Here is a 20,281-nt window from a genome sequence, read left to right as displayed (position 1 = left end):
TGAATGTTCAGAATGGATTGACGTAGTTGGTTATTGCAATCTGGCGCAACAGTACTTTTCTGATGAAATGGGCGGCGTTTACATGCTCGGTGTAAATCGCGGCATCGCCTGTACTGCCGGCAGGCAGCCGATCGGCAAAGGCCGCGTCATCGAGCCTCACCCGGACGACGAGCGGCAGCGTCTGAATCGCTTTCGATGAAACCGCCAACCCGGACGTCTGTGTCTGGCCGCTCGCGACCGCCTGGAGAACGCTTTCGACCTTTCCCTCATAGACCTTTCCTGGAACGAACTTGAACGTGATCTCTACAGGCTGACCAGGCTTGATATATCGCGCATTGATCTGTGGCACTTCGACACCAATAATGGTGTCCGATGTGTCGATGAACGCCATAACGGGCGCGAGAGGAAGATTGGCGACACGGGCGCCTGTACGAAGTGCCAGATTGGTGACGTAGCCATTGGCAGGCGCTCTCACCACAGTCTTGTCGAGATTCCAGCTTGCCTCGATAACCTCTGCCTGCAACTGCTCGACTTCTGACTGCGCCTGCTCGACATCGAACCCGCGACCTGCACCCGTGCCGTGCAGCTTAGTATATTCGGCGAGCCGAAGTTTCGCCAGGTCCAACTGCGCCTGCAATGCGTCACGCTTGGCCTTATATGGCACCGGATCGATACGGAACAGGACGTCACCCGTCTTGAGCGGTGTGTTCGCCTTGACGGGAACTTCGATAACTTCGCCTGCGACATCGGGAACGATTGCCACCGAATTGCGCACTACCAGTGCCGGACCCTGCGGCGCACCCCAATTCATGGGAATGAACAGCCCGATCAGAAGCATGAGAAGGACCAAGACCGGGGATATTTTCCAAAACAGATTGAAGGCAACGATTCTCAGCTTCACCAGGAAAAACAGGATGACCAGATAGACGTTCAGAAGGACGACGATCATGATGCTATCTCCGCATTCGATGCGCGGGGAACATCGACATATGCCCAGATAAGGACGATGGGCCAGAGCGCGAAGCCCAACAGCAACGTCACCCATCCACCGACCGTGACTGCTTGCGCCCAGGGATGGTTGCGCTTCGTGGCGATCATCCCCGGCAGCATTGCGAGGAAGACAATGACGGCGACGGTACTTAGGGTGAGAATGACTAGGACGATCCAGGCGAAGATATCAACGGTGGTCATTGCACTCTCCTCAGGCGACAACTGAGGACGGAGATCACCACGGTTACCAGCGTCAGGGAAGTACGTTACAGTAAACGTCCCACCCTGGTGGGCGCGTTTGCAGGGCGACGCCCGCGATTACGGCAAGGCGGGACCTGCTGCTTACACCCTTTCAAAAGATTGCTCGCGCGCTGAGCCGATCTAGCGACGTGAGCGCTTAGACCTGCCAAACTCAATCCTTGCCAAGGAAATCATCATGGCGAACGGCTAACATTCTCATGGCTCCCCCATAAGCATGAACAACTTATGGGGGTCTTTTGTCGTCAATCCTGAGCCTTTCAATCCTACTTTACTCAGCCGCCTCCAGATAATCCTCCACCGGCGGGCAGGAGCAGATCAGGTTGCGGTCGCCATAGACATTATCGACGCGGTTGACAGGGGGCCAGTACTTGTCGACGCGGAAGGCGCCGGGGGGGAAGCAGGCTTGTTCGCGGGAATAGGGCCGGTCCCACTCGCCGACGAGATCCTGCACGGTGTGCGGGGCGTTCTTGAGCGGGTTGTTGTCCTTGTCCATCGTGCCCGCCTCGATCTGCCGGGCTTCCTCGCGGATCGCCAGCATGGCTTCGCAGAAACGGTCGATCTCGGCCTTGGTCTCGCTCTCGGTCGGCTCGATCATCAGCGTGCCGGCGACCGGCCAGCTCATGGTCGGCGCGTGGAAGCCGCAGTCGATCAGGCGCTTGGCAACGTCATCGACCGTCACACCGCAGAGAGCCTGCAGCGGACGGGTGTCGATGATGCATTCATGCGCCACGCGGCCCTTGTCGGAGGAATAGAGCACGTCATAGGCGCCCTTCAGCCGGGCCGCGATATAGTTGGCGTTGAGGATTGCCACCTTGGTCGCCTGCGTCAGGCCTTCGCCGCCCATCATCAGGATGTAGCTCCACGAGATCGGCAGGATCGAGCCGGAACCGTAGGGCGCGCCCGACACCGCGCCATGCCCGCCGCCCGTTTCCGGATGGCCGGGCAGGAAGGGTGCCAGATGCTTCTTGACGCCGATCGGCCCCATGCCGGGGCCGCCGCCGCCATGCGGAATGCAGAACGTCTTGTGCAGGTTGAGATGGCTCACATCAGAGCCGATGTCGCCGGGCCGTGACAAGCCGACCATCGCATTCATATTGGCGCCGTCGAGATAGACCTGGCCGCCATGCTTGTGGGTGATCTCGCAGATCTCGCGCACCGTTTCCTCGAACACGCCATGCGTCGAGGGATAGGTGATCATGATGCAGGAGAGATTGGCCGCATGCTGCTCGGCCTTGGCGCGGAAATCGGCGAGGTCGATGTCGCCGTCGTCGGACACCTTCACCGGCACCACCTTCATGCCCGCCATCTGGGCCGAGGCGGGGTTAGTGCCATGTGCCGAGGTCGGGATCAGGCAGACATCGCGATGGGTGTCGCCATTGGCGATGTGGTAGTTGCGGATCGTCAGCAGGCCCGCATATTCGCCCTGCGCGCCGGAATTCGGCTGCATGGAAAAGGCGTCATAGCCCGTCACGTCGCAGAGCTTGGCCGAGAGATCGTCGAGCATCGCCTTGTAGCCAAGCGCCTGGTGCGGCGGCACGAAGGGATGGATCTCGGAAAATTCCGGCCAGGTGATCGGCAGCATTTCCGCGGTGGCGTTGAGCTTCATCGTGCAGGAGCCGAGCGGAATCATCGCCCGATCGAGCGCAAGGTCACGGTCGGAGAGGCGGCGGATATAGCGCACCATCTCGCTCTCCGCACGGTTCATGTGGAAGATCGGATGCGTCAGGTATTCGCTGGTCCGGAGCATGTCCTCGGGCAGGCGGTAGCCGGGTTCGAAGTCGTCGGACTTGAAGTCGCCGCCGAAGGCGCGCCACACGGCTTCCAGCGTCACTGGCCGCGAGCGCTCGTCGAGCGAGATGCCGATCCGGTCCTCGCCGATCTTGCGGAGATTGACATCTTCGGCCTCGGCGGCCTTGAGGATCACGCCCTGCAGCTTGCCGACCTCGATGGTAACAGTGTCGAAGAAGGTTTCCGGCTCGACCTTGTAGCCGAGCTTCTCCAGCCCGCGCGCCAGCCGCACCGTCTTCTGGTGCACGCTCTGGGCGATCGCCTTGAGGCCCTTCGGCCCGTGGAAGACGGCATACATCGAGGCCATGACGGCGAGCAGAACCTGCGCGGTGCAGATGTTCGATGTCGCCTTTTCGCGGCGGATATGCTGTTCGCGGGTCTGCAGCGACAGGCGATAGGCGCGATTTCCGCGCGCATCCACGGAGACGCCGACAAGTCGACCGGGCATCGAGCGCTTCCACTCGTCGCGCACCGCCATGTAGGCTGCATGCGGACCGCCATAGCCGACCGGCACGCCGAAGCGCTGCGTGCAGCCGACAGCGATATCGGCGCCCATTTCGCCGGGCGATTTCAGAAGGCACAGGGCGAGGGGATCCGCGACGACGATGCCGATGGCGCCGGCCGCATGCAGATTGTCCATGATCCCGGTGAAATCGCGCACATGGCCATAGGTGCCGGGATACTGGAAGATCGCGCCGAAGACGTTGTTGGCGTCGAGATCGCGGAAGGGATCGCCGACCACGACGTTCCAGCCGAGCGGCTCGGCGCGGGTCTTGAGCAGCGCGATATTCTGCGGGTGGCAATTCTCGTCTGCGAAGAAGGTCAGCGATTTCGATTTCGCGACGCGCTGCGCCATGGCCATGGCTTCGGCGGCGGCAGTGGATTCATCGAGCAGCGAGGCATTGGAAATGTCCAGCCCCGTGAGGTCGCTCACCATGGTCTGGTAGTTGAGCAGCGCCTCAAGCCGGCCCTGGCTGATCTCGGGCTGGTAGGGCGTATAGGCCGTGTACCAGGCCGGGCTTTCCAGGATGTTGCGCTGGATGACCGGCGGCGTGATCGTGCCGTAATAGCCCTGGCCGATCAGCGAGACGAGTTTCTTGTTGAGGTTGGCGGTCTCGCGCATCTTGTCGAGCGCCTCGCGCTCGGTCAGCGGCTTGTCCCACTTCAGCGGCGTCTCGATGCGGATGGAGCCGGGCACGGTGTCGTCGATCAAGGCGTCGAGGCTTTTGTAGCCGATCACGCCGAGCATCGCATCCATTTCCTCGGGCGAGGGGCCGATATGGCGGCGGTCGGCGAAATTGTAGGGATCGTAGTCGGTGAAGGTAAAGTCCTTGGGAAGAGCCATTATGCGATCATCCTGCTATAGGCTTCCTCGTCCATCAGGCCATCGGCATCGGCGGGATTGGCGAGCTTGAGCTTGAAGAACCAGGCGGCACCCTGCGGATCGGCGTTGACCAGTTCCGGATGTGCCACGATGGCGTCATTGACCTCGACGATCTCGCCGTCGAGCGGACAAAAGACATCCGATGCGGCCTTGACGCTCTCGACGGTGGCGGCATTGTCATTTTTGGAGAATGTCGCCCCGACCTCGGGGAGTTCGACATAGACGAGGTCGCCCAGCTGCTCGGCAGCATGCGTGGTGATGCCGACGGTGGCGACGCCGTCCTCGATCTTCAGCCATTCGTGTTCTTCGGTGAATTTCAACATTTAGTTTTTCCTCCGGATCAGATTGATTGTGTTCTGGCAGAGGACAGGACGATCACCCCCCTCTGTCGCTTCGCGACATCTCCCCCTCAAGGGGGGAGATCGGTAACTCGTTGAAATGCCGCATCCCCACGAAGCGTAGAGATACGGGCGAGGATCGCGCTACACCCGATCTCCCCCCTTGAGGGGGAGATGCCCGGCAGGGCAGAGGGGGGTGTTCCAGGATCGAAATGGCCCATGATCACCGCTTGTAAGTCGGTTTGATAAACGGAAGCTCGGTCACGGTGACCGGCAGGAATTTGCCGCGCACTTCAGCGAAGACGCGGGTGCCGGGGTTGGAATGTGAGATCGGCACATAACCCATGGCAACCGGGCCATCGACGCTCGGGCCGAAGCCGCCCGAGGTGACTTCGCCTAGTCGCGTGGCGCCACCCTCGTCGCCATAGAGGATCGCATGCGCACGAACAGGGGCCTTGCCGTCGGGCTTCAGGCCCACGCGCCTGCGTGTCGCACCGTTCTCAAGCTCATTTAGAATGCGACTGGCACCCGGAAAGCCCCCGGCGCGGGCGCCACCCTTGCGGCGCACCTTCTGGATTGCCCATTCCAATCCCGCCTCGACCGGGCTCGTTGTTGTGTCGATATCGTTGCCGTAGAGGCAAAGGCCCGCCTCGAGCCGCAAGCTGTCGCGCGCGCCAAGCCCCACCGGTTCGCAATCGGGATGGTCGAGCATACGCTGGACGACCAATGCCGCCTTGCCCGCGGGAATTGAAATCTCGAACCCGTCCTCGCCGGAATAGCCGGAGCGGGAGACGATGCAATCGACATCATGAAGATCGTCATATTCGACATCCATGAATTTCATGGCTGTCACTTCGGGGCAAAACTCGGCCAGCACCTGCTCGGCATGCGGCCCCTGCAGCGCCACCAGCGCGCGATCGGCCAGAATCTCGAATGTGCAGCGATCGCCGAGATGGTCCTGCATATGCTTGAAGTCGGCGTCCTTGCACGAGGCGTTGACCACCATGTAGAAATGATCGCCGCGATTGGCCACCATCAGGTCGTCGAGAATGCCGCCTTCGTCATTGGTTAACAGGCCATACCGCTGGCGTCCGGGTTTCAAACCGAGGATATCGACCGGAATCAAGCTTTCAAGCGCCAGTGCGGCATCCTCGATGCGCCCGGATTTCGCCCGGATCGCGACCTGTCCCATATGCGAGACGTCGAACAAGCCGCAGGCGGAGCGGGTCGCGAGATGCTCCTTCAGCACGCCGGCGGGATATTGCACCGGCATGTCGTAGCCGGCGAAAGGCACCATGCGGGCACCGAGCGAGAGATGAAGGGCGTGAAGCGGGGTTTTAAGCGGGGGGGCATCATCCACGAGGCGGTCTCCGGTTCGGCGCTCACGCACCTGCTCAAGAACGGGGCCTTTGGCAGGCGCCCGCGTGACTTAAGCCCCCTCTGTCCTGATGCCTGAGATTGTTATCCCTTCGGCAGGCGCCTATCTGCTCCTCGCAAACGCGCCGTTCTCCAGAGTTCCGTAACCTGTCCGCTGGTCCTTTTGCCTGAGAGTTTCCGGGGCGGTTGCTCCTTCGGCACCACGTTTTCACGTGGATTCTCCCAGCGGGACGCCACTTGATAGACCCGCCAGCGTCGCTCTGGCAAGAGGCGGTGACGCTTTTGTCGCAACATTTGTCGCTGTGATGAAAGAGGAGATGACCGGCGGGGCGTCGGCCCGCTCGCATCAGACGTGTCGGTCAGACGGGATCGACGCGATCGTCGGAGAGGACATCCGGGGATTCCGTCTGATCGTCAGATTCCGGTTCATTCTCGCCCGCATTGAGCATATATTCCTGCCTTGCCATGTCGAGTGTGGATTGCGGCTGCTGTTCGGCTGTGAGGAAGAACAGCGCAAGGGCAGGCGGCTGCACCACGTTCATCAGCACTTTCTGCTGCAAATCGCCGGATTTGCGCGCCTGGGCGGCGAGTGCCTTCACGGTTTGTTCGGACGGCGAGCTGCCGCTCACACGGGCGCTGGCCTTGAGCGGCTCGGCCGCATAGGCTGCTGTGTTGGCGGAAACTGTGACGACCTGCACCATTGTCTTCTCGAATTGACGCTTGGCAGTGAAATCTACGCCGAATATTTCTAGGAAGATTTGATTTGATCGTTAAAAATTTATGCAGCTAAGTATCCTCAAAGCTTATCGACCTTCTTCCAGAGTATCCGAGATTCGCCCCATCCGTCCGGTGATTGCCGACAAAACGCGATATCATCAAGGTTGGTTGCAAATCCAATTTATGTCTCTCCCAATAATAATGGTGCATCTCACTCCGAATAACTAATATTGTTCTATAAGTATATTTTAGAATTATTGAAATATTTCTATAAAGATGTGATAAATGGAATATACACAAGATAATATTAAACATTTTTATGGCGCAATAAGCTGGCCAATATATTGCTCTTACTGGTTCAAGTCTAAGGTAATACGCAAATTCGCACTGCCGTATAACTGAAGCTGGAGTTTTAATCTCAGCGTGTGAAATCTACCAACTGCGTTTAACTTAGTGTTAATCAGTGTTTAGCACTCTCGTTGAGACGCAGGGTGCGAAGATTGCGATCCAGGGGTGTAGGCGATGACGGGTTTTGGAAGTTTGTTCGGACGCGACGCAGCAGAAGAAATGAATGCCATAGGCCGGTCACAAGCCGTCATCAAATTCACGCCGGACGGTGTGATACTCGATGCCAACAAGAATTTCTGCGATGCGCTGGGGTACTCCTTGAACGAGATCGTCGGAAAACACCATTCGATGTTCGTCGATGACGCTTATGCCAAGACCGGCGAATACAGGGAATTCTGGGCAAGGCTCAAATCGGGCCAGTTCGACCGCAGCCAGTACAAGCGATTTGCCAAGGGCGGGCGCGAAATCTGGATCGAGGCATCCTACAATCCGCTGATGCGCGGCGGAAAGGTCGTCAAGATTATCAAGATAGCGACCGACATCACCGCCAGCAAACTCAAGGCATTGGACGACGACGGCAAGCTTAGCGCCATCTCCCTCTCCCAGGCCGTCATCGAGTTCAAACCGGACGGCACCATTCTCGACGCCAACGAAAATTTCCTCCTGACGCTCGGCTATTCGATCGAGGAAATTCGCGGCAAGCACCATGCGATGTTCTGCGACCAGACCTATGCCAAGAGCGAAGCCTACCGGGATTTCTGGAAATCGCTCGCATCGGGCAAATACCATTCGGACGAATTCGTCCGCTACGGCAAATCAGGCAAGCCGATCTGGATCCAGGCGGCCTACAACCCGATTTTTGACGACAAGGGGAAGGTCTGCAAGGTCATCAAGTTCGCCACCGACGTCACGAGCCGCATGACCTCGGTCGACGAGCTGGGTGCCGCGATCGGCAAGCTCGCCGAAGGCGACCTGACAGCGACGCTCACCCAACCGTTCACGCCGAGCATGGAACAGACCCGGACCGACTTCAACCGCACCGTGGAAAAGCTCAGCGGCGTCGTCAGGGACATCTACGAGAGCACCGAGAGCATCAATTCGAACGCCCGGCAGCTCCAGGAAACGTCTGCCAATTTCGCCAAGCGCCTTGAGCAGCAGGCAGCTTCGGTCGAGGAGACAGCCGCGGCCCTCGAAGAGGTCACCACGACCGTCCAGGATTCGTCGAAGCGTGCCGCGGATGCCGGTACGCTGGTCACCGCTACCCGTTCGGCCGCCGAGAAGTCCGGCGCGGTGGTGCAGACCGCCATCGAGGCCATGGGCAGGATCGAACAGTCCTCCACCGAGATTTCCTCGATCATCGGCGTCATCGACGAGATCGCCTTCCAGACCAACCTGCTGGCGCTCAATGCCGGTGTCGAGGCGGCGCGTGCAGGCGAGGCGGGCAAGGGTTTTGCCGTCGTGGCGCAGGAAGTGCGTGAACTCGCCCAGCGCTCGGCCAAGGCCGCAAAGGAAATCAAGGCGTTGATCAACGCCTCGTCCGATCAGGTCAAGGCGGGCGTGGCGCTGGTGCATGAGACGGGTGCGGCACTGACATCCATCGTCGGTCAGGTCAGCGAGATCGACGGCAACGTCAAGGCGATCGTCGAATCCGCCCGCGAACAGGCGACAGGCCTCAAGGAAATCAATACCGCCGTCACCCAGATGGACCACGGCACGCAGCAGAATGCCGCCACGGTCGAGGAGGCCAGCGCCGCCAGCCATTCACTGGCATCGGAGCTCGCCTCGCTGTTGCAGCAGCTCGGCCAATTCAATGTCGGCCGGCTCCAGAAGGTTCACGCCGAGATGGCGAGGCCATCGCCTGTCCCGGCACCGCGTCCCGTGCGCAGCGCCGTCAACGTCGTCAAACCGGCATTTGGCGGGCAGGCGCTCGCCAAGGAAAGCAGCTGGGAAGAATTCTGAGCATGAAGCGCCTGGCAGGGGCGCCTATCCCCTGCCGGTGACCGACGAAAAGGTTGTCGATTCTACCCCGCAGCGCTAGAACGCTCCCGCTATTTCGATTGAGCGCGGTCGTGGGGCGGATATGGAAGACAACATCGTCAAGACGGCCCGCCTGACCATGCGGCGGGCCGAAGTGCGCGATCTCGGCGCGATGCACGCCATCCTCTCCAATCCCGTCGCCATGCGCTACTGGTCGACGCTGCCGCACAAGAATCTCGGCGAGAGCCGGGAGTGGCTGAAAGCCATGATGGCCTCGCCGGAAGGTGAAAGCGACGACTTCATCGTCACCTTCGAGGGCCGCGTGATCGGCAAGGCCGGCTTCTGGCGCCTGCCGGAGATCGGCTACATCTTCCATCCGGATTGCTGGGGGCAGGGGCTGGCGCACGAATGCCTGTCCGCCCTCATCGCCCGCGCCTTCGGGCGGCCCGGCATGGGCGCAATCACCGCCGACGTCGATCCCCGCAACCAGGCCTCGCTCGGGCTGCTGGGAAAACTGGGATTCGTGGAGACGGGGCGCAAGCAGGCGACTTGGCTGATTGGGGACGAGTGGTGCGATAGTGTGTATCTGGAGTTGAGGCGGCCCAACCACTCAATGGGTTTTGAGCGCTAACAATTCTGAACCCGGGATGGATCATCCTGGAGACTGCGGTTTTCAAGATCGCTCGGGCATATCGCGCCTGCTCCAGGCCGCGTCCTGTCAAATATCCTGGTTCTGAGGCAGCAACACGAGGTCGCGGACAGTGGCGTTGGCGGGGCGGGTCAGCATGAAAATCAGCGCATCAGCCACGTCTTCGCTGCGCAGCCCTTCATGGGCGGCAACCCGGCGCTCGATTTCCTCCGGGTCGGTTATACCCCACAATTCGTTGAGTACGATGCCGGGTGCAAGCGACCCCACCCGGATGTTGTGCGGCGCGACCTGGCGGCGCAGGCCGTGGACGAAGGATTGCACGGCGTGCTTGGACGCCGAATAGACCGGTTCCCAATGCAAGGCCTGATGGCCCGAAATCGAGCTGGTGACAACGATCTCGCCGGTCCTGCGTTCGATCATTCCCGGCAAAACGGCCCTTATGGCGCGAAAGATCGAGTTGACATTGACCGAAAGCATCGCGTCCCACTGGTCGGCATCGCCTTCCGCCACGACGCCCGGCACATAGCTGCCCGCATTGGCAAACAGGATATCGATCCTGCCGAACGCGCCTGCAACCGTCTCCACCATGGCATCGACCTCGGTCGCGACCGTGAGGTCGGCAGGAACGGCCAGCGTTTGGCCCCCTAGTTCTCGAGCCAACGCGTCGAGCTTGTCCTTCGAGCGTGCCACCAATGCAACCTGGACGCCTTCCTTGACCAGCGCGCGGGCGGCTGCGCGGCCGATACCGGAGCTGGCGCCCGTGACGATGGCGGTCTTGCCCGCAAGCGATTGGGTCATTTGTAAAATCCTCCCGAAGTGGGCCCAGAAAATATCGAAATACCTTAACTCTCCCAGTGTGGACAACCCGGGAGGATGCGGACGGTACTGCCAGACTCAGCGATCGACAAGCTTTCATGGGGAGGGTTATCCGCTTGGTTCAAAGTGCTCGCAGTTTCCAAGAGGGCGGAAAGGTAGAGAAGCGCGACCATGGTGAAATAGACGCGGCCCCGTGCACTCTTGATCCAATTGGATTCTCTTCGAACCGCGAACAGTGTCAGGTGGAGTGCGACCAGCCCGCTGACGACGATCGAAAACCAACATTCACCCCGTCAAGGACAGGACGGAAAAGCAGGCGGATTAGTCTATCTCAGATTGACTGCCGACGCATTCTACATCGCACGTAAATTACAGCGATGTTACCGTAACGTACTTGTGGGCGATAGTACGGTGCAACTACGGTCTCGCTCGCCTGCCACCTTGAGCACGCGGCATTCTCCGCCCTGTCCTTGCACTGCTCTAGCGCTCGTGGGCCGGACGGGCATTTCCATATTGAAATTGCAGAATTCGACGTCTGGCGCGCTATGGCCGCGTCTTTTGTGACCCGGCGATTTTAGTCACTGCAACGGGAGGACCCTGAACATGTGTAATGAAACTGATCGGAAAGAACAGCCTCGCAAAGCTTCCAGGATGGAGGTGACCAGGCGGACTCTCCTTGCGTCCGGCGCGGCATTGATGGCATCCGTCGCCCTGATGTCGGCGCCGGCGCAAGCCCAGTCTTCGAAACCCAATATTCTACTGATCGTCTCGGATGACACCGGCTACGGCGACCTTGGGCCTTACGGCGGCGGAGAGGGACGAGGCATACCCACTCCGAATATCGACAAGATGGCCGACGAGGGGATGACCTTCTTTTCCTTCTATGCCCAGCCAAGCTGCACGCCGGGTCGTGCGGCGATGATCACCGGACGGATTCCCAATCGCAGCGGCATGACCACCGTGGCGTTCCAGGGCCAGGGCGGCGGCCTGCCGGCCGCCGAGTGGACGCTCGCGTCGGTTCTGAAGCGCGGCGGATACCAGACCTACTTCACCGGCAAATGGCATCTCGGCGAAGCCGATTATGCGCTTCCGAATGCGCACGGCTTCGACGAGATGAAGTATGTCGGTCTCTATCACCTCAATGCCTATACCTATGCCGACCCGACGTGGTTCCCGGACATGGATCCGAAACTGCGGGCAATGTTTCAGAAGGTGACGCAGGGCGCGCTGTCGGCGAAGGCCGGCGAGAAGGCTGTCGAGGAATTCAAGATCAACGGCCAATATGTCGATACGCCAGTCATCGACGGAAAGCCGGGCGTGGTCGGCATTCCCTTCTTCGACAGCTATGTCGAGAAGGCAGCCATCGACTTCCTCGAGCAGGCGTCGAAATCCGACAAGCCGTTCTTTATCGACGTCAACTTTATGAAGGTCCACCAGCCGAACCTGCCGGCGCCGGAATTCGAGCATAAGTCGATGTCGAAGTCGAAATATGCCGACAGCGTCGTTGAACTCGACACCCGCATCGGCCGCATCCTCGATAAGCTCCGCGAGACCGGCCTCGATAAGAATACACTGATCTTCTACACCACCGACAACGGCGCCTGGCAGGATGTCTATCCGGATGCCGGCTACACGCCGTTCCGGGGAACGAAGGGTACGGTTCGCGAAGGCGGCAACCGCGTGCCGGCAATCGCGATCTGGCCGGGCAAGATCAAGCCCGACACGAAGAACCACGACATCGTCGGCGGTCTCGACCTGATGGCCACCTTTGCGTCGGTTGCGGGTGTTCCGCTTCCGACCGAAGACCTTGAAGGCAAGCCGACCATGTTCGACAGCTACGACATGTCGCCGATCCTGCTCGGCACCGGCAAGTCGGAGCGGACTTCGTGGTTCTACTTCACGGAAAACGAACTTTCGCCGGGCGCCGCCCGCGTCGGCAACTATAAAGCCGTGTTCAACCTGCGCGGAGACGATGGTGCCAACACCGGTGGTCTGGCCGTTGATACCAATCTCGGCTGGAAGGGGCCGAGTAGTTACGTTGCCACGGTGCCGCAGGTCTTCGACCTCTGGCAGGACCCGCAGGAGCGGTATGATCTGTTCATGAACAACTATACAGAACGTACTTGGACAATGGTCACAATCAGCGCGGCCATCAAGGACCTGATGAAAACCTACGTCCAATATCCGCCGAGGAAGCTGCAGAGCGAAGTTTATACCGGCCCCATCGAAATTACAAAATACCAGCAATTCCAGTGGATGCGGGAGCAACTTGAAAAGGGTGGCTTCAGTATGCCGATGCCGACCGGCAACTGATCAGGAATGTGAGGGGGGTGGCGATGTTGTCACCCCTTCGAACACCGACGGGGCGCAGAAGGCGCCCCCGCGAATACACGGGCATCGCCCGGTAAACCAGTTCTCGCTTGGGTAAAGGAAGGCTGCACCATGAAACATTTCTCTTATGCCGCAATGCTGTTGGCAAGTTCTCTATTCGCCAGCGCCGACGCCTTCGCCGCCAAGTCGGTCAATCTCGGCATGCTGGTCTGCGACATGTCGAAGAGCATTGGACTGATTATCATTGAGAAGCAGAAAATGACCTGTGAATTCCGCCCGGTCAGTGGACCGACGGAAAATTATGTCGGCAAGATCACGGACATCGGAATAGAACTGGGAGAGGTCAAGCAGGGCCACCTCATCTGGGGCGTTTTTGCCGCGGCACTGATCGATATGCAGCCCGGCGCCCTGGCTGGCAAATACGCAGGCGTCGATGCGGGCGTGGCTCTTGGCCTGGGCGCCGGCGCCAATGCGCTCATCGGGGGAACAGGCAAGGGTTTCATCCTCCAGCCATTGTCGGTTGAAGGGGAAATCGGGGTCAACGTCGCAGCCGGCGTTCGCACCGTCAGCCTCAGCTTCGAGTCCGACTAATTTCCACCGACCCATCAACGGCGGCGTCTAGTGGAGGCGATTGTGAAACGGTTTTACACCGCATTTCTTGCAGTTGGACTTATAACCCTTATCGGCTCATCTACTCCGGCGCTCGGCCAGAGTGCCAAGCCTTTCAAAGTGCTCTATCTCTCCGATATTTCGAACCACGGCGAAAAGGCCTTGATAAGAACGAGGGCGACAAAGTCCCATGTTGCCGCGATACAGGCCGAAATCAACGGGGATCGCGCCCTTGTTTCCCAACTGCGAGCCATGAACATCCAGATCCGAAACATCATCGGTGCGGACCGGGCCATGAACGGCGGCATGATCTACTATGTCCGCTGATGTGGCTCCTGACGCGCACCAGGCCGGAAGACATGCGTAAATAGTGCGCAGCCTACGAATGCGATTTCGTACGTGTGAGCCAAGGGCAATTTGATCGAATCATAAAGGAAACGGATGGTGGCCGCTGTGGGACTCGAACCCACACGGGCGAAGCCCGAGGCATTTTAAGTGCCTTCCGTCTACCAGTTTCGGCAAGCGGCCATTCAGATTTCCAGCCCAATACCCCATGCCCGAGACTCATGCGAGTTGCGCCTTTTCGCGGACATGACCGGATCTTAAGTCCCTTGCGTCTACCAGTTCCGCCACGTCCGCGCGCGCTAGCCATAGCCGCCACGGTGCGATTTGAGAAGAGCCGTTCGGCGGATTTCGCCCGGAACGAAAAACAGCCCGGCATTGCCGCCGGGCCGTCTCATGCTGCGATCCAAATCCGTTATGCCGCAGCCTTGGATGCAGCCGTACCGGCGATCTTGCCGGCGATCTCGGCGACATATTTGCCCTGGAAGCGGGCGCCGGCGAGTTCGTTTTCGCTTGGCTGGCGCGAACCGTCGCCGCCGGTGATGGTGGAGGCGCCGTAGGGCGAGCCGCCGGTGATCTCGTCGAGGCCCATCTGGCCCTGGAAGGCGTACGGCAGGCCGACGGTCACCATGCCGTGGTGCATCAGGGTCGGCAGGAAGCCGAGGATGGTCGATTCCTGGCCGCCGTGCTGGGTAGCGGACGATGTGAACACGGAGCCGACCTTGCCGACCAAGGCACCCTTGGCCCACAGGCCGCCGGTCTGGTCGATGAAGGAGCGCATCTGCGAGGCGACCGTGCCGAAGCGGGTGCCGGCGCCGAAGATGATCGCGTCGTACTCGACGAGATCATCGACCTTGGCGACCGGAGCGGCCTGGTCGAGCTTGAAATAGGAGGCCTTGGCGACATCTTCCGGAACGGTTTCCGGCACGCGCTTGATATCGACAGTCGCACCGCCTTCGCGGGCGCCTTCGGCAACGGCCTCGGCCATCTTTTCGATGTGGCCATAAGCCGAGTGATAGAGAACGAGAACTTTTGCCATTGTGATGATCCTTATGTTTTAACAGCGTCAAGGGCTGCGGCAGACCTGTAGATAGACGTCATTTCACCGCTTTGCAGCCCAGCAAATGGCGCCCGCAGTGTTCACTCTCGGTGAACAATCATCCGCCTGTCGCCGCAGTTTGAGAAACGAACATGTGGCGACCGCCGTGCTTGACAGGGTCGGCGGCGGGGTATCAATTCACCGGCAAAACATGCATGACCAAGGGACAAATCATGAAGGATCCTGCCAACATCGTCACCGCCGCCATGCTGGCGATCGGCGACGAACTCCTGTCGGGCCGCACCAAGGACAAGAATATCGGCCATCTCGCCGAGATGCTGACGCTCAACGGCGTCGATCTCAAGGAGGTGCGCATCGTCGCCGACGAGGAGGACGAGATCGTCACGGCACTCAATGCGCTGCGGAGCCGCTATAATTATGTCTTCACCTCGGGCGGCATCGGGCCAACCCATGACGACATCACCGCGGATGCGATTGGCAAGGCCTTCGGCCGCAAGGTCGTGCACGACGAGAAGGCGATGCGCATCATGGGCCGGATGTATGCCGAGCGCGGCATGGAGTTTAACGAGGCGCGGATGCGCATGGCGCGGATGCCGGAGGGCAGCGTCCATATCGACAACCCGGTGTCGGCGGCACCCGGCTTCAATGTCGAGAATGTCTATGTCATGGCCGGCGTGCCTTCGATATTCCAGGCGATGCTCGACAATGTCCTGCCGACGCTTCGCACTGGCACAAGGATGCTGTCGCGGACGATTCCATGTCCGTTCGGCGAGGGCATGATCGGCTCGCCGCTGCGCGCCGTGCAGGCGGAACATCCCGAAACGGTGATCGGCTCCTACCCGAAATTCGACGGCAAGACCTATTCGACGGATCTGGTGGTGCGGGCACGCTCGGAAGGGGTGCTCAATGCCGCCGCCGATGCCGTCGCTGCCATGGTGGCGGAGATCGCCGCTGCACAGGCGAAAGGAACTCCGTGAGCCCCTTGCGCGTTGATCGACATCAAGGCGTAACGGTTTAAAATCCATAGTTTAATCACGTTAATCTGAGGAGGAACCGATGCCCGTCAAAACCATTGCCGCGATCCTTACCCAGGCCGAGACCTGCCGGCCGGTCTTCGATGCGGCCGCTGCCATTGCCGGCGAGCATGGCGCGCATGTCATCGGGCTGCATGGCGAGGTGATCGATCCGCCGCCGGTGCTGTCGCCGCTCGACCTGCCGGATTCCTCTGTCATATCCAGCCTCTACGATGCGGCGGCCGAACGGACCGGCGCCATCAGGAAAGTGTTCGAGGATTGCGGCGCGCGCTCGGGCGTCTCCTATGAATGGCGGCCGTTCAAGGGCTCTACCGGGGCAGCCAATGCAGGCGTGATCGACAGCGTGCGGGCAGCCGACCTCGTCATCGCCCCGCAGCCGCAGGCGGGCATGGTCAGCGAGCACGATACGGTGCTGTTCGAAGGCGGAAGGCCGGTGCTGTTCATTCCGTGGATCGACAAGGAATTCAAGGCGTTCAAGCGCGTGCTGATCGCCTGGGATGGCTCGCGCGGTGCCACCCGCTCGGTCTTCGATGCGCTGCCGCTCTTGGAAAAGGCAACCGATATCGAAATCTTCAGCGTCCAGCCGAAGGAACGGGACGGCCAGCCCGGCGATATGCTCAGTGCCGAAATCGCCGCATCGCTCTCGCGGCATGGGCTCAACGTCACGACACGGTCGCAGGCCAAGGAAGGCCTGCCCATCTCCGCCGTGCTCGAAAATCGCTGCAGCGACTTCTCGGCCGACCTGATGATCATGGGTGCCTATGGCACGTCGCGTATCATGGAGCGCATCTTCGGCGGCGTCACCCATGTGCTCTTGGAATCGATGACCGTACCGGTGCTGATGTCGCGTTAAGCTGAATTCCAGAGTCGATCGGTGTGGATAGCGCGCGGCGGACAGGCCGCGCGCAGTTTTTGCGCTTTACGCGGCAGGCGGCAATCCCGTAATGACTCTTTGAATCATCTTATCTGCGAGAGTCCGCCGCCATGTCCCTTCCCGAAAAAGCGTTTCCCGTTTCCTGGGACCAGTTCCATCGCGATGCGCGGGCGCTGGCCTGGCGGCTTGCCGGGCTCAATCGCAATTTCACGGGCATGGTCTGCATCACGCGCGGCGGGCTGGTGCCGGCGGCGATCATTTCGCGCGAGCTCAACATCCGCCTGATCGAGACGGTCTGCGTCGCATCCTATCATGATTATCTCAACCAGGGCGACATGGCCGTGCTCAAGCCGGTTTCGGCGGAACTCCTGACGAATGGCGGCGAGGGGCTGCTTGTCGTCGATGACCTGACCGATACCGGCAAGACGGCCGCTCAGGTGCGCGCCATGCTGCCCAAGGCCCATTTCGCCGCCGTCTATGCCAAACCCAAGGGTGTGCCGACCATCGACACATTCGTCACCGAGGTGTCGCAGGATACCTGGATCTATTTTCCATGGGACATGGGCTTCACCTATCAGGAGCCGATTGCCAAGGGTCACGCCGGTTGATTGCCTGCCGAACATCTGCATCCATTGATTTCATGTGTGCTGTGTAATTCAACCGGAAATGCGCGGCGTTTCTGGCGTTTTTCAGGTTTCTTGAATATTTGTCGTCGCTATCGCCGGGATACGCGCGTATTTAACAGGCAATTAAGTCTGATCGCCTAAGCCTAGTCCCATGGATTGTTTTGAGACAGTCGTGAATCCAGTGGGGAACTGATGGTATCGGGCGTTTTTTCCAGGCTTTCGCTAACCGCAAAAGTTGCAGTCGTCATTGTCGCGGCCAATCTGACGGGCCTTGCAGTCACAACCTGGCTGTCCTGGTCGGCCGATTTGTCGGCTTCGATGGAACGGGCTGAAAAGGACTGGAGCAAGGCGACCCAGCAGATCGGCGCCACCGCCGAGGGCGCGGTCAAGTGGAAGAAGGCCTCCGTCATCCAGGAAGCCTACGCGCTTTATCGCAACGACCCGTCGCTCGGGCTCGTCGCCTTCCTGGCCGTCAATGCCAAGCTGGAAGCTGCCGATGGCTGGGCCGGGTCCAAGGAAGCCGGCGCCGATCATGATCAGCGTGCGCAGGCGATCTTCAGCCAGAACCCCGAGACTATCGTCGTGGACAAATCCAAGCCGGGCGAAGTGCTCGTGGTTTCGCCGCTCGGCCTCGATAAGGCCGGCAAGCGCATCGGCTATGTCGCGGCCAGTTGGTCGTCCACATCAGTCGTGGATGCCGCCCGCAACCAGGCCCTGCTGTTCGCCGCCAAGCAGGCTCTCGTGATTGCCTTTGTCATCGCGGCATTCCTCATCGCCATGCGCCAGTTCGCGGGAAAGCCGCTCGGCCAGCTCGCCAGGCGCATTTCGGGGATGCAGGACGGCGATTTGGTCTCCGCGGTGCCGATGCTCGATCGTGCTGACGCGGTCGGCGTGATTGCCCGGGCGCTCGATGGGTCGATCACGTCGATCAAGGAAAAGGCCGAGCAGGAACACGCCGCCCAACAGCGTCAGCTGGAAATGGATGGCGAGCGTGCACGCTTCGCCGAACAGTCACGGGAAAGCGCCGAGGCCCAGGCCAAGGCGATGGCGGTGCTTGGCGCTTCGCTGGAAAAGCTCGCAAGCGGCAATTTCTCGGCGCGCCTCGGGGATATCGACCCTGATTTCGAGAAGCTTCGTAGCGATTTCAACACGATGGTGGCGGCTGTAGCCGAAACGCTTTCGGGCATTTCCGACACCGCTTTCGCGCTCGATGGCGGTGCGGCCGACATTGCAAGCTCTGCCGACCAACTCGCCAAGCGCACGGAAATCCAGGCTGCCGCTCTTGAGGAGACGGCCGCCGCGCTCGAAGAGATCACCAGCACGGTCACCCTCGCGTCCGAAAAGGCCGACCAGGCCTCGAAGCTGGTGCTTTCGACCAAGCAGAATGCCCATGGTGCTGCCGGCATCGTCCGCGACGCTGTATCCGCCATGGACCGCATCCAGAATTCGTCGAGCCAGATCGGCAAGATCATCGGCGTCATCGACGAGATCGCCTTCCAGACCAATCTTCTGGCGCTCAATGCCGGGGTCGAGGCGGCGCGTGCCGGCGATGCGGGCAAGGGTTTTGCCGTCGTTGCCCAGGAAGTGCGCGAGCTCGCCCAGCGCTCGGCCAGTGCGGCCAAGGAGATCAAGCAACTCGTCTCGGCATCCGGCCAGGAGGTCGGCTCGGGCGTGTCGCTGGTCAATTCCATGGGCAATTCGCTGCTGTCGATCGAGAGCCAGGTCAACGAGATCCACGACAGCATCGCGGCGATCGTGTCCTCCTCCAAGGAGCAGGCGATGGGCCTCAACGAGGTCAACAACGCGATCCGCCAGATGGACCAGGCGACGCAGCAGAACGCGGCGATGGTCGAGGAGACCAATGCCGCCTGCCAGGAACTGCAGACGCAGAGCAACCAACTCAAGGCCGCGCTCAGCGACTTCCAGTTCGATGGCACGAGCACGTCATCTCCGGCGCGTATGATTACGCCGGAGCCGATTCGCGCGGTCAGGCCTGTAGCGGCACCCGTCCGCAGGACCCATGCGGCACCGGTCATCCGCACCGCCGCAAGCAGCCAGTCCGCCGCGGCACAGTCGCAGGACTGGGAAGAATTCTAAGCAATTCGCGCCAAGAGGTTTTGGCGCGTCCAACGGCTCGGGGTAGCCGATCTCTAGAGGGGAAATGCGAATGAAGAAATATCTGCTGCGCGCTGTCGCCATGCTTGCGCTTGCCATCGCCATGCCGGCGATGGGTGAAGAGGCCCATGTCGGCCCCGTCACCGAATATGTCAATGCGAATGTGAAGCCTTGGCTGTCCGATCCGGCGATCGTCGCCGCGATCAAGGCACAGAACGCGGCCAATGCCGCGCTCGACCAGGCCGGTGTCGATGCGCTCGACCAGAAATGGCGTGCCGAAGTGGAAGCCGACGGACATCCGATGATCGACGCCGTTATTGCCAATCCGGTCTCGGCCTTCCTCAAGGCCAAGCAGGAAGCATCGGGCGGCGCCATCACCGAGATCTTCGTCACCGATGCCAAGGGCCTGAATGTCGGCCAGAGCGATATCACGTCGGATTTCTGGCAGGGTGACGAGGACAAGTTCACCAAGTCCTTCGGTGCTGGCGCTGGCGCGCTGTTCGTCGATGTGGCGGAGAAGGACGAGTCCACCCAGATGCTGCAGAGCCAGGCCTCGATGACCATCGTCGACGAAGCCGGCAAGCCGATCGGCGCCGTCACCATCGGCGTCAATCTCGACCAGCTATAAGCAGGTTTTGGTCCATT

At 60.4% G+C, this 20,281-nt stretch carries 18 protein-coding genes, 1 tRNA gene and 2 riboswitches; of the genes, 10 read left to right on the top strand and 9 right to left on the bottom strand.

Annotation, left to right across the window (positions count from 1 at the left end):
- Positions 1 to 7 precede the first annotated feature (7 nt).
- The 6 genes from IHQ71_RS13240 to IHQ71_RS13215 form a co-directional block, all read right to left on the bottom strand.
- A complete protein-coding gene (locus IHQ71_RS13240; RefSeq protein WP_258162402.1) occupies positions 8 to 949 on the bottom strand; it encodes an HlyD family secretion protein in 942 nt (313 codons plus the stop codon).
- A complete protein-coding gene (locus tag IHQ71_RS13235) occupies positions 946 to 1,191 on the bottom strand; it encodes a DUF3302 domain-containing protein (RefSeq protein WP_258162401.1) in 246 nt (81 codons plus the stop codon). The genes IHQ71_RS13240 and IHQ71_RS13235 overlap by 4 nt, the downstream gene beginning before the upstream one ends.
- A 328-nt stretch (positions 1,192 to 1,519) precedes the next feature.
- A complete protein-coding gene (gene gcvP / locus IHQ71_RS13230; protein ID WP_258162400.1) occupies positions 1,520 to 4,384 on the bottom strand; it encodes an aminomethyl-transferring glycine dehydrogenase in 2,865 nt (954 codons plus the stop codon).
- Positions 4,384 to 4,746, bottom strand: a complete 363-nt coding sequence (gcvH, locus tag IHQ71_RS13225; RefSeq protein WP_258162399.1) for a glycine cleavage system protein GcvH — start codon at positions 4,744 to 4,746, stop codon at positions 4,384 to 4,386. The genes gcvP and gcvH overlap by 1 nt, the downstream gene beginning before the upstream one ends.
- A 238-nt stretch (positions 4,747 to 4,984) precedes the next feature.
- The gene (gene gcvT / locus IHQ71_RS13220) at positions 4,985 to 6,121 is read right to left on the bottom strand and encodes a glycine cleavage system aminomethyltransferase GcvT (RefSeq protein ID WP_258162398.1); all 1,137 of its coding nucleotides are present in this window, start codon (positions 6,119 to 6,121) and stop codon (positions 4,985 to 4,987) included.
- Between the two features lie 70 nt (positions 6,122 to 6,191).
- Positions 6,192 to 6,284: riboswitch (glycine riboswitch) on the bottom strand.
- A riboswitch (glycine riboswitch) is annotated at positions 6,285 to 6,372 on the bottom strand. It abuts the riboswitch before it with no gap.
- Positions 6,373 to 6,497: 125 nt separating this feature from the next.
- On the bottom strand, positions 6,498 to 6,839 hold the full coding sequence (locus IHQ71_RS13215; RefSeq protein WP_258162397.1) for a hypothetical protein: 342 nt from the start codon (positions 6,837 to 6,839) through the stop codon (positions 6,498 to 6,500).
- Between the two features lie 538 nt (positions 6,840 to 7,377).
- Between IHQ71_RS13215 and IHQ71_RS13210 the strand changes: the two genes are divergently transcribed.
- Together IHQ71_RS13210 and IHQ71_RS13205 are read left to right on the top strand one after the other, a co-directional pair.
- Complete coding sequence (locus IHQ71_RS13210) at positions 7,378 to 9,162, top strand: PAS domain-containing methyl-accepting chemotaxis protein (protein ID WP_258162396.1); 1,785 nt, start codon at positions 7,378 to 7,380, stop codon at positions 9,160 to 9,162.
- A gap of 121 nt (positions 9,163 to 9,283) precedes the next feature.
- Complete coding sequence (locus tag IHQ71_RS13205; RefSeq protein ID WP_258162395.1) at positions 9,284 to 9,811, top strand: GNAT family N-acetyltransferase; 528 nt, start codon at positions 9,284 to 9,286, stop codon at positions 9,809 to 9,811.
- A gap of 87 nt (positions 9,812 to 9,898) precedes the next feature.
- Here the strand turns inward: IHQ71_RS13205 and IHQ71_RS13200 are convergent, their stop codons facing one another.
- Positions 9,899 to 10,627, bottom strand: a complete 729-nt coding sequence (locus IHQ71_RS13200) for an SDR family oxidoreductase (protein WP_258162394.1) — start codon at positions 10,625 to 10,627, stop codon at positions 9,899 to 9,901.
- 675 nt (positions 10,628 to 11,302) lie between these two features.
- Here IHQ71_RS13200 and IHQ71_RS13195 point away from each other — a divergent pair.
- The 3 genes from IHQ71_RS13195 (at position 11,303) to IHQ71_RS13185 (ending at position 13,912) form a co-directional block, all read left to right on the top strand.
- The gene (locus IHQ71_RS13195; protein ID WP_374989988.1) at positions 11,303 to 12,958 is read left to right on the top strand and encodes an arylsulfatase; all 1,656 of its coding nucleotides are present in this window, start codon (positions 11,303 to 11,305) and stop codon (positions 12,956 to 12,958) included.
- Positions 12,959 to 13,087: 129 nt separating this feature from the next.
- Positions 13,088 to 13,567 (top strand): DUF992 domain-containing protein, encoded by a 480-nt coding sequence (locus tag IHQ71_RS13190; protein WP_258162392.1) that lies wholly within the window; start codon positions 13,088 to 13,090, stop codon positions 13,565 to 13,567.
- A 30-nt stretch (positions 13,568 to 13,597) separates the two neighbouring features.
- Positions 13,598 to 13,912, top strand: a complete 315-nt coding sequence (locus IHQ71_RS13185) for a hypothetical protein (RefSeq protein ID WP_258162391.1) — start codon at positions 13,598 to 13,600, stop codon at positions 13,910 to 13,912.
- A 115-nt stretch (positions 13,913 to 14,027) separates the two neighbouring features.
- On the opposite strand, the gene IHQ71_RS13180 is transcribed toward IHQ71_RS13185, so the two are convergent.
- Positions 14,028 to 14,113: transfer RNA gene (locus IHQ71_RS13180), tRNA-Leu, on the bottom strand.
- Between the two features lie 229 nt (positions 14,114 to 14,342).
- Positions 14,343 to 14,966, bottom strand: coding sequence for an NAD(P)H:quinone oxidoreductase (gene wrbA, locus IHQ71_RS13175; protein WP_258162390.1), 624 nt, complete (start codon positions 14,964 to 14,966; stop codon positions 14,343 to 14,345).
- A 215-nt stretch (positions 14,967 to 15,181) separates the two neighbouring features.
- Here wrbA and IHQ71_RS13170 point away from each other — a divergent pair, with 215 nt between their 5' ends.
- From IHQ71_RS13170 to IHQ71_RS13150, 5 genes are all read left to right on the top strand, one after another.
- On the top strand, positions 15,182 to 15,964 hold the full coding sequence (locus IHQ71_RS13170; RefSeq protein WP_374989987.1) for a competence/damage-inducible protein A: 783 nt from the start codon (positions 15,182 to 15,184) through the stop codon (positions 15,962 to 15,964).
- A 79-nt stretch (positions 15,965 to 16,043) separates the two neighbouring features.
- Positions 16,044 to 16,874 carry a universal stress protein gene (locus IHQ71_RS13165; RefSeq protein WP_258162389.1) on the top strand — a complete coding sequence of 277 codons (831 nt, stop codon included), beginning with the start codon at positions 16,044 to 16,046 and terminating at the stop codon, positions 16,872 to 16,874.
- 131 nt (positions 16,875 to 17,005) lie between these two features.
- Entirely contained in the window at positions 17,006 to 17,503 is a 498-nt protein-coding gene (gene gpt / locus IHQ71_RS13160) for a xanthine phosphoribosyltransferase (protein WP_258162388.1), read from the top strand.
- A 210-nt stretch (positions 17,504 to 17,713) separates the two neighbouring features.
- On the top strand, positions 17,714 to 19,618 hold the full coding sequence (locus IHQ71_RS13155) for a methyl-accepting chemotaxis protein (protein ID WP_258162387.1): 1,905 nt from the start codon (positions 17,714 to 17,716) through the stop codon (positions 19,616 to 19,618).
- A gap of 70 nt (positions 19,619 to 19,688) precedes the next feature.
- Positions 19,689 to 20,264: a hypothetical protein gene (locus IHQ71_RS13150; protein ID WP_258162386.1), complete on the top strand. Its 576-nt coding sequence runs from the start codon at positions 19,689 to 19,691 to the stop codon at positions 20,262 to 20,264.
- Positions 20,265 to 20,281: the final 17 nt, after the last annotated feature.

This window comes from Rhizobium sp. TH2, from assembly GCF_024707525.1.
Lineage (GTDB): Bacteria > Pseudomonadota > Alphaproteobacteria > Rhizobiales > Rhizobiaceae > Rhizobium_E.
This window is presented reverse-complemented; position numbering and strand designations above follow the sequence as displayed.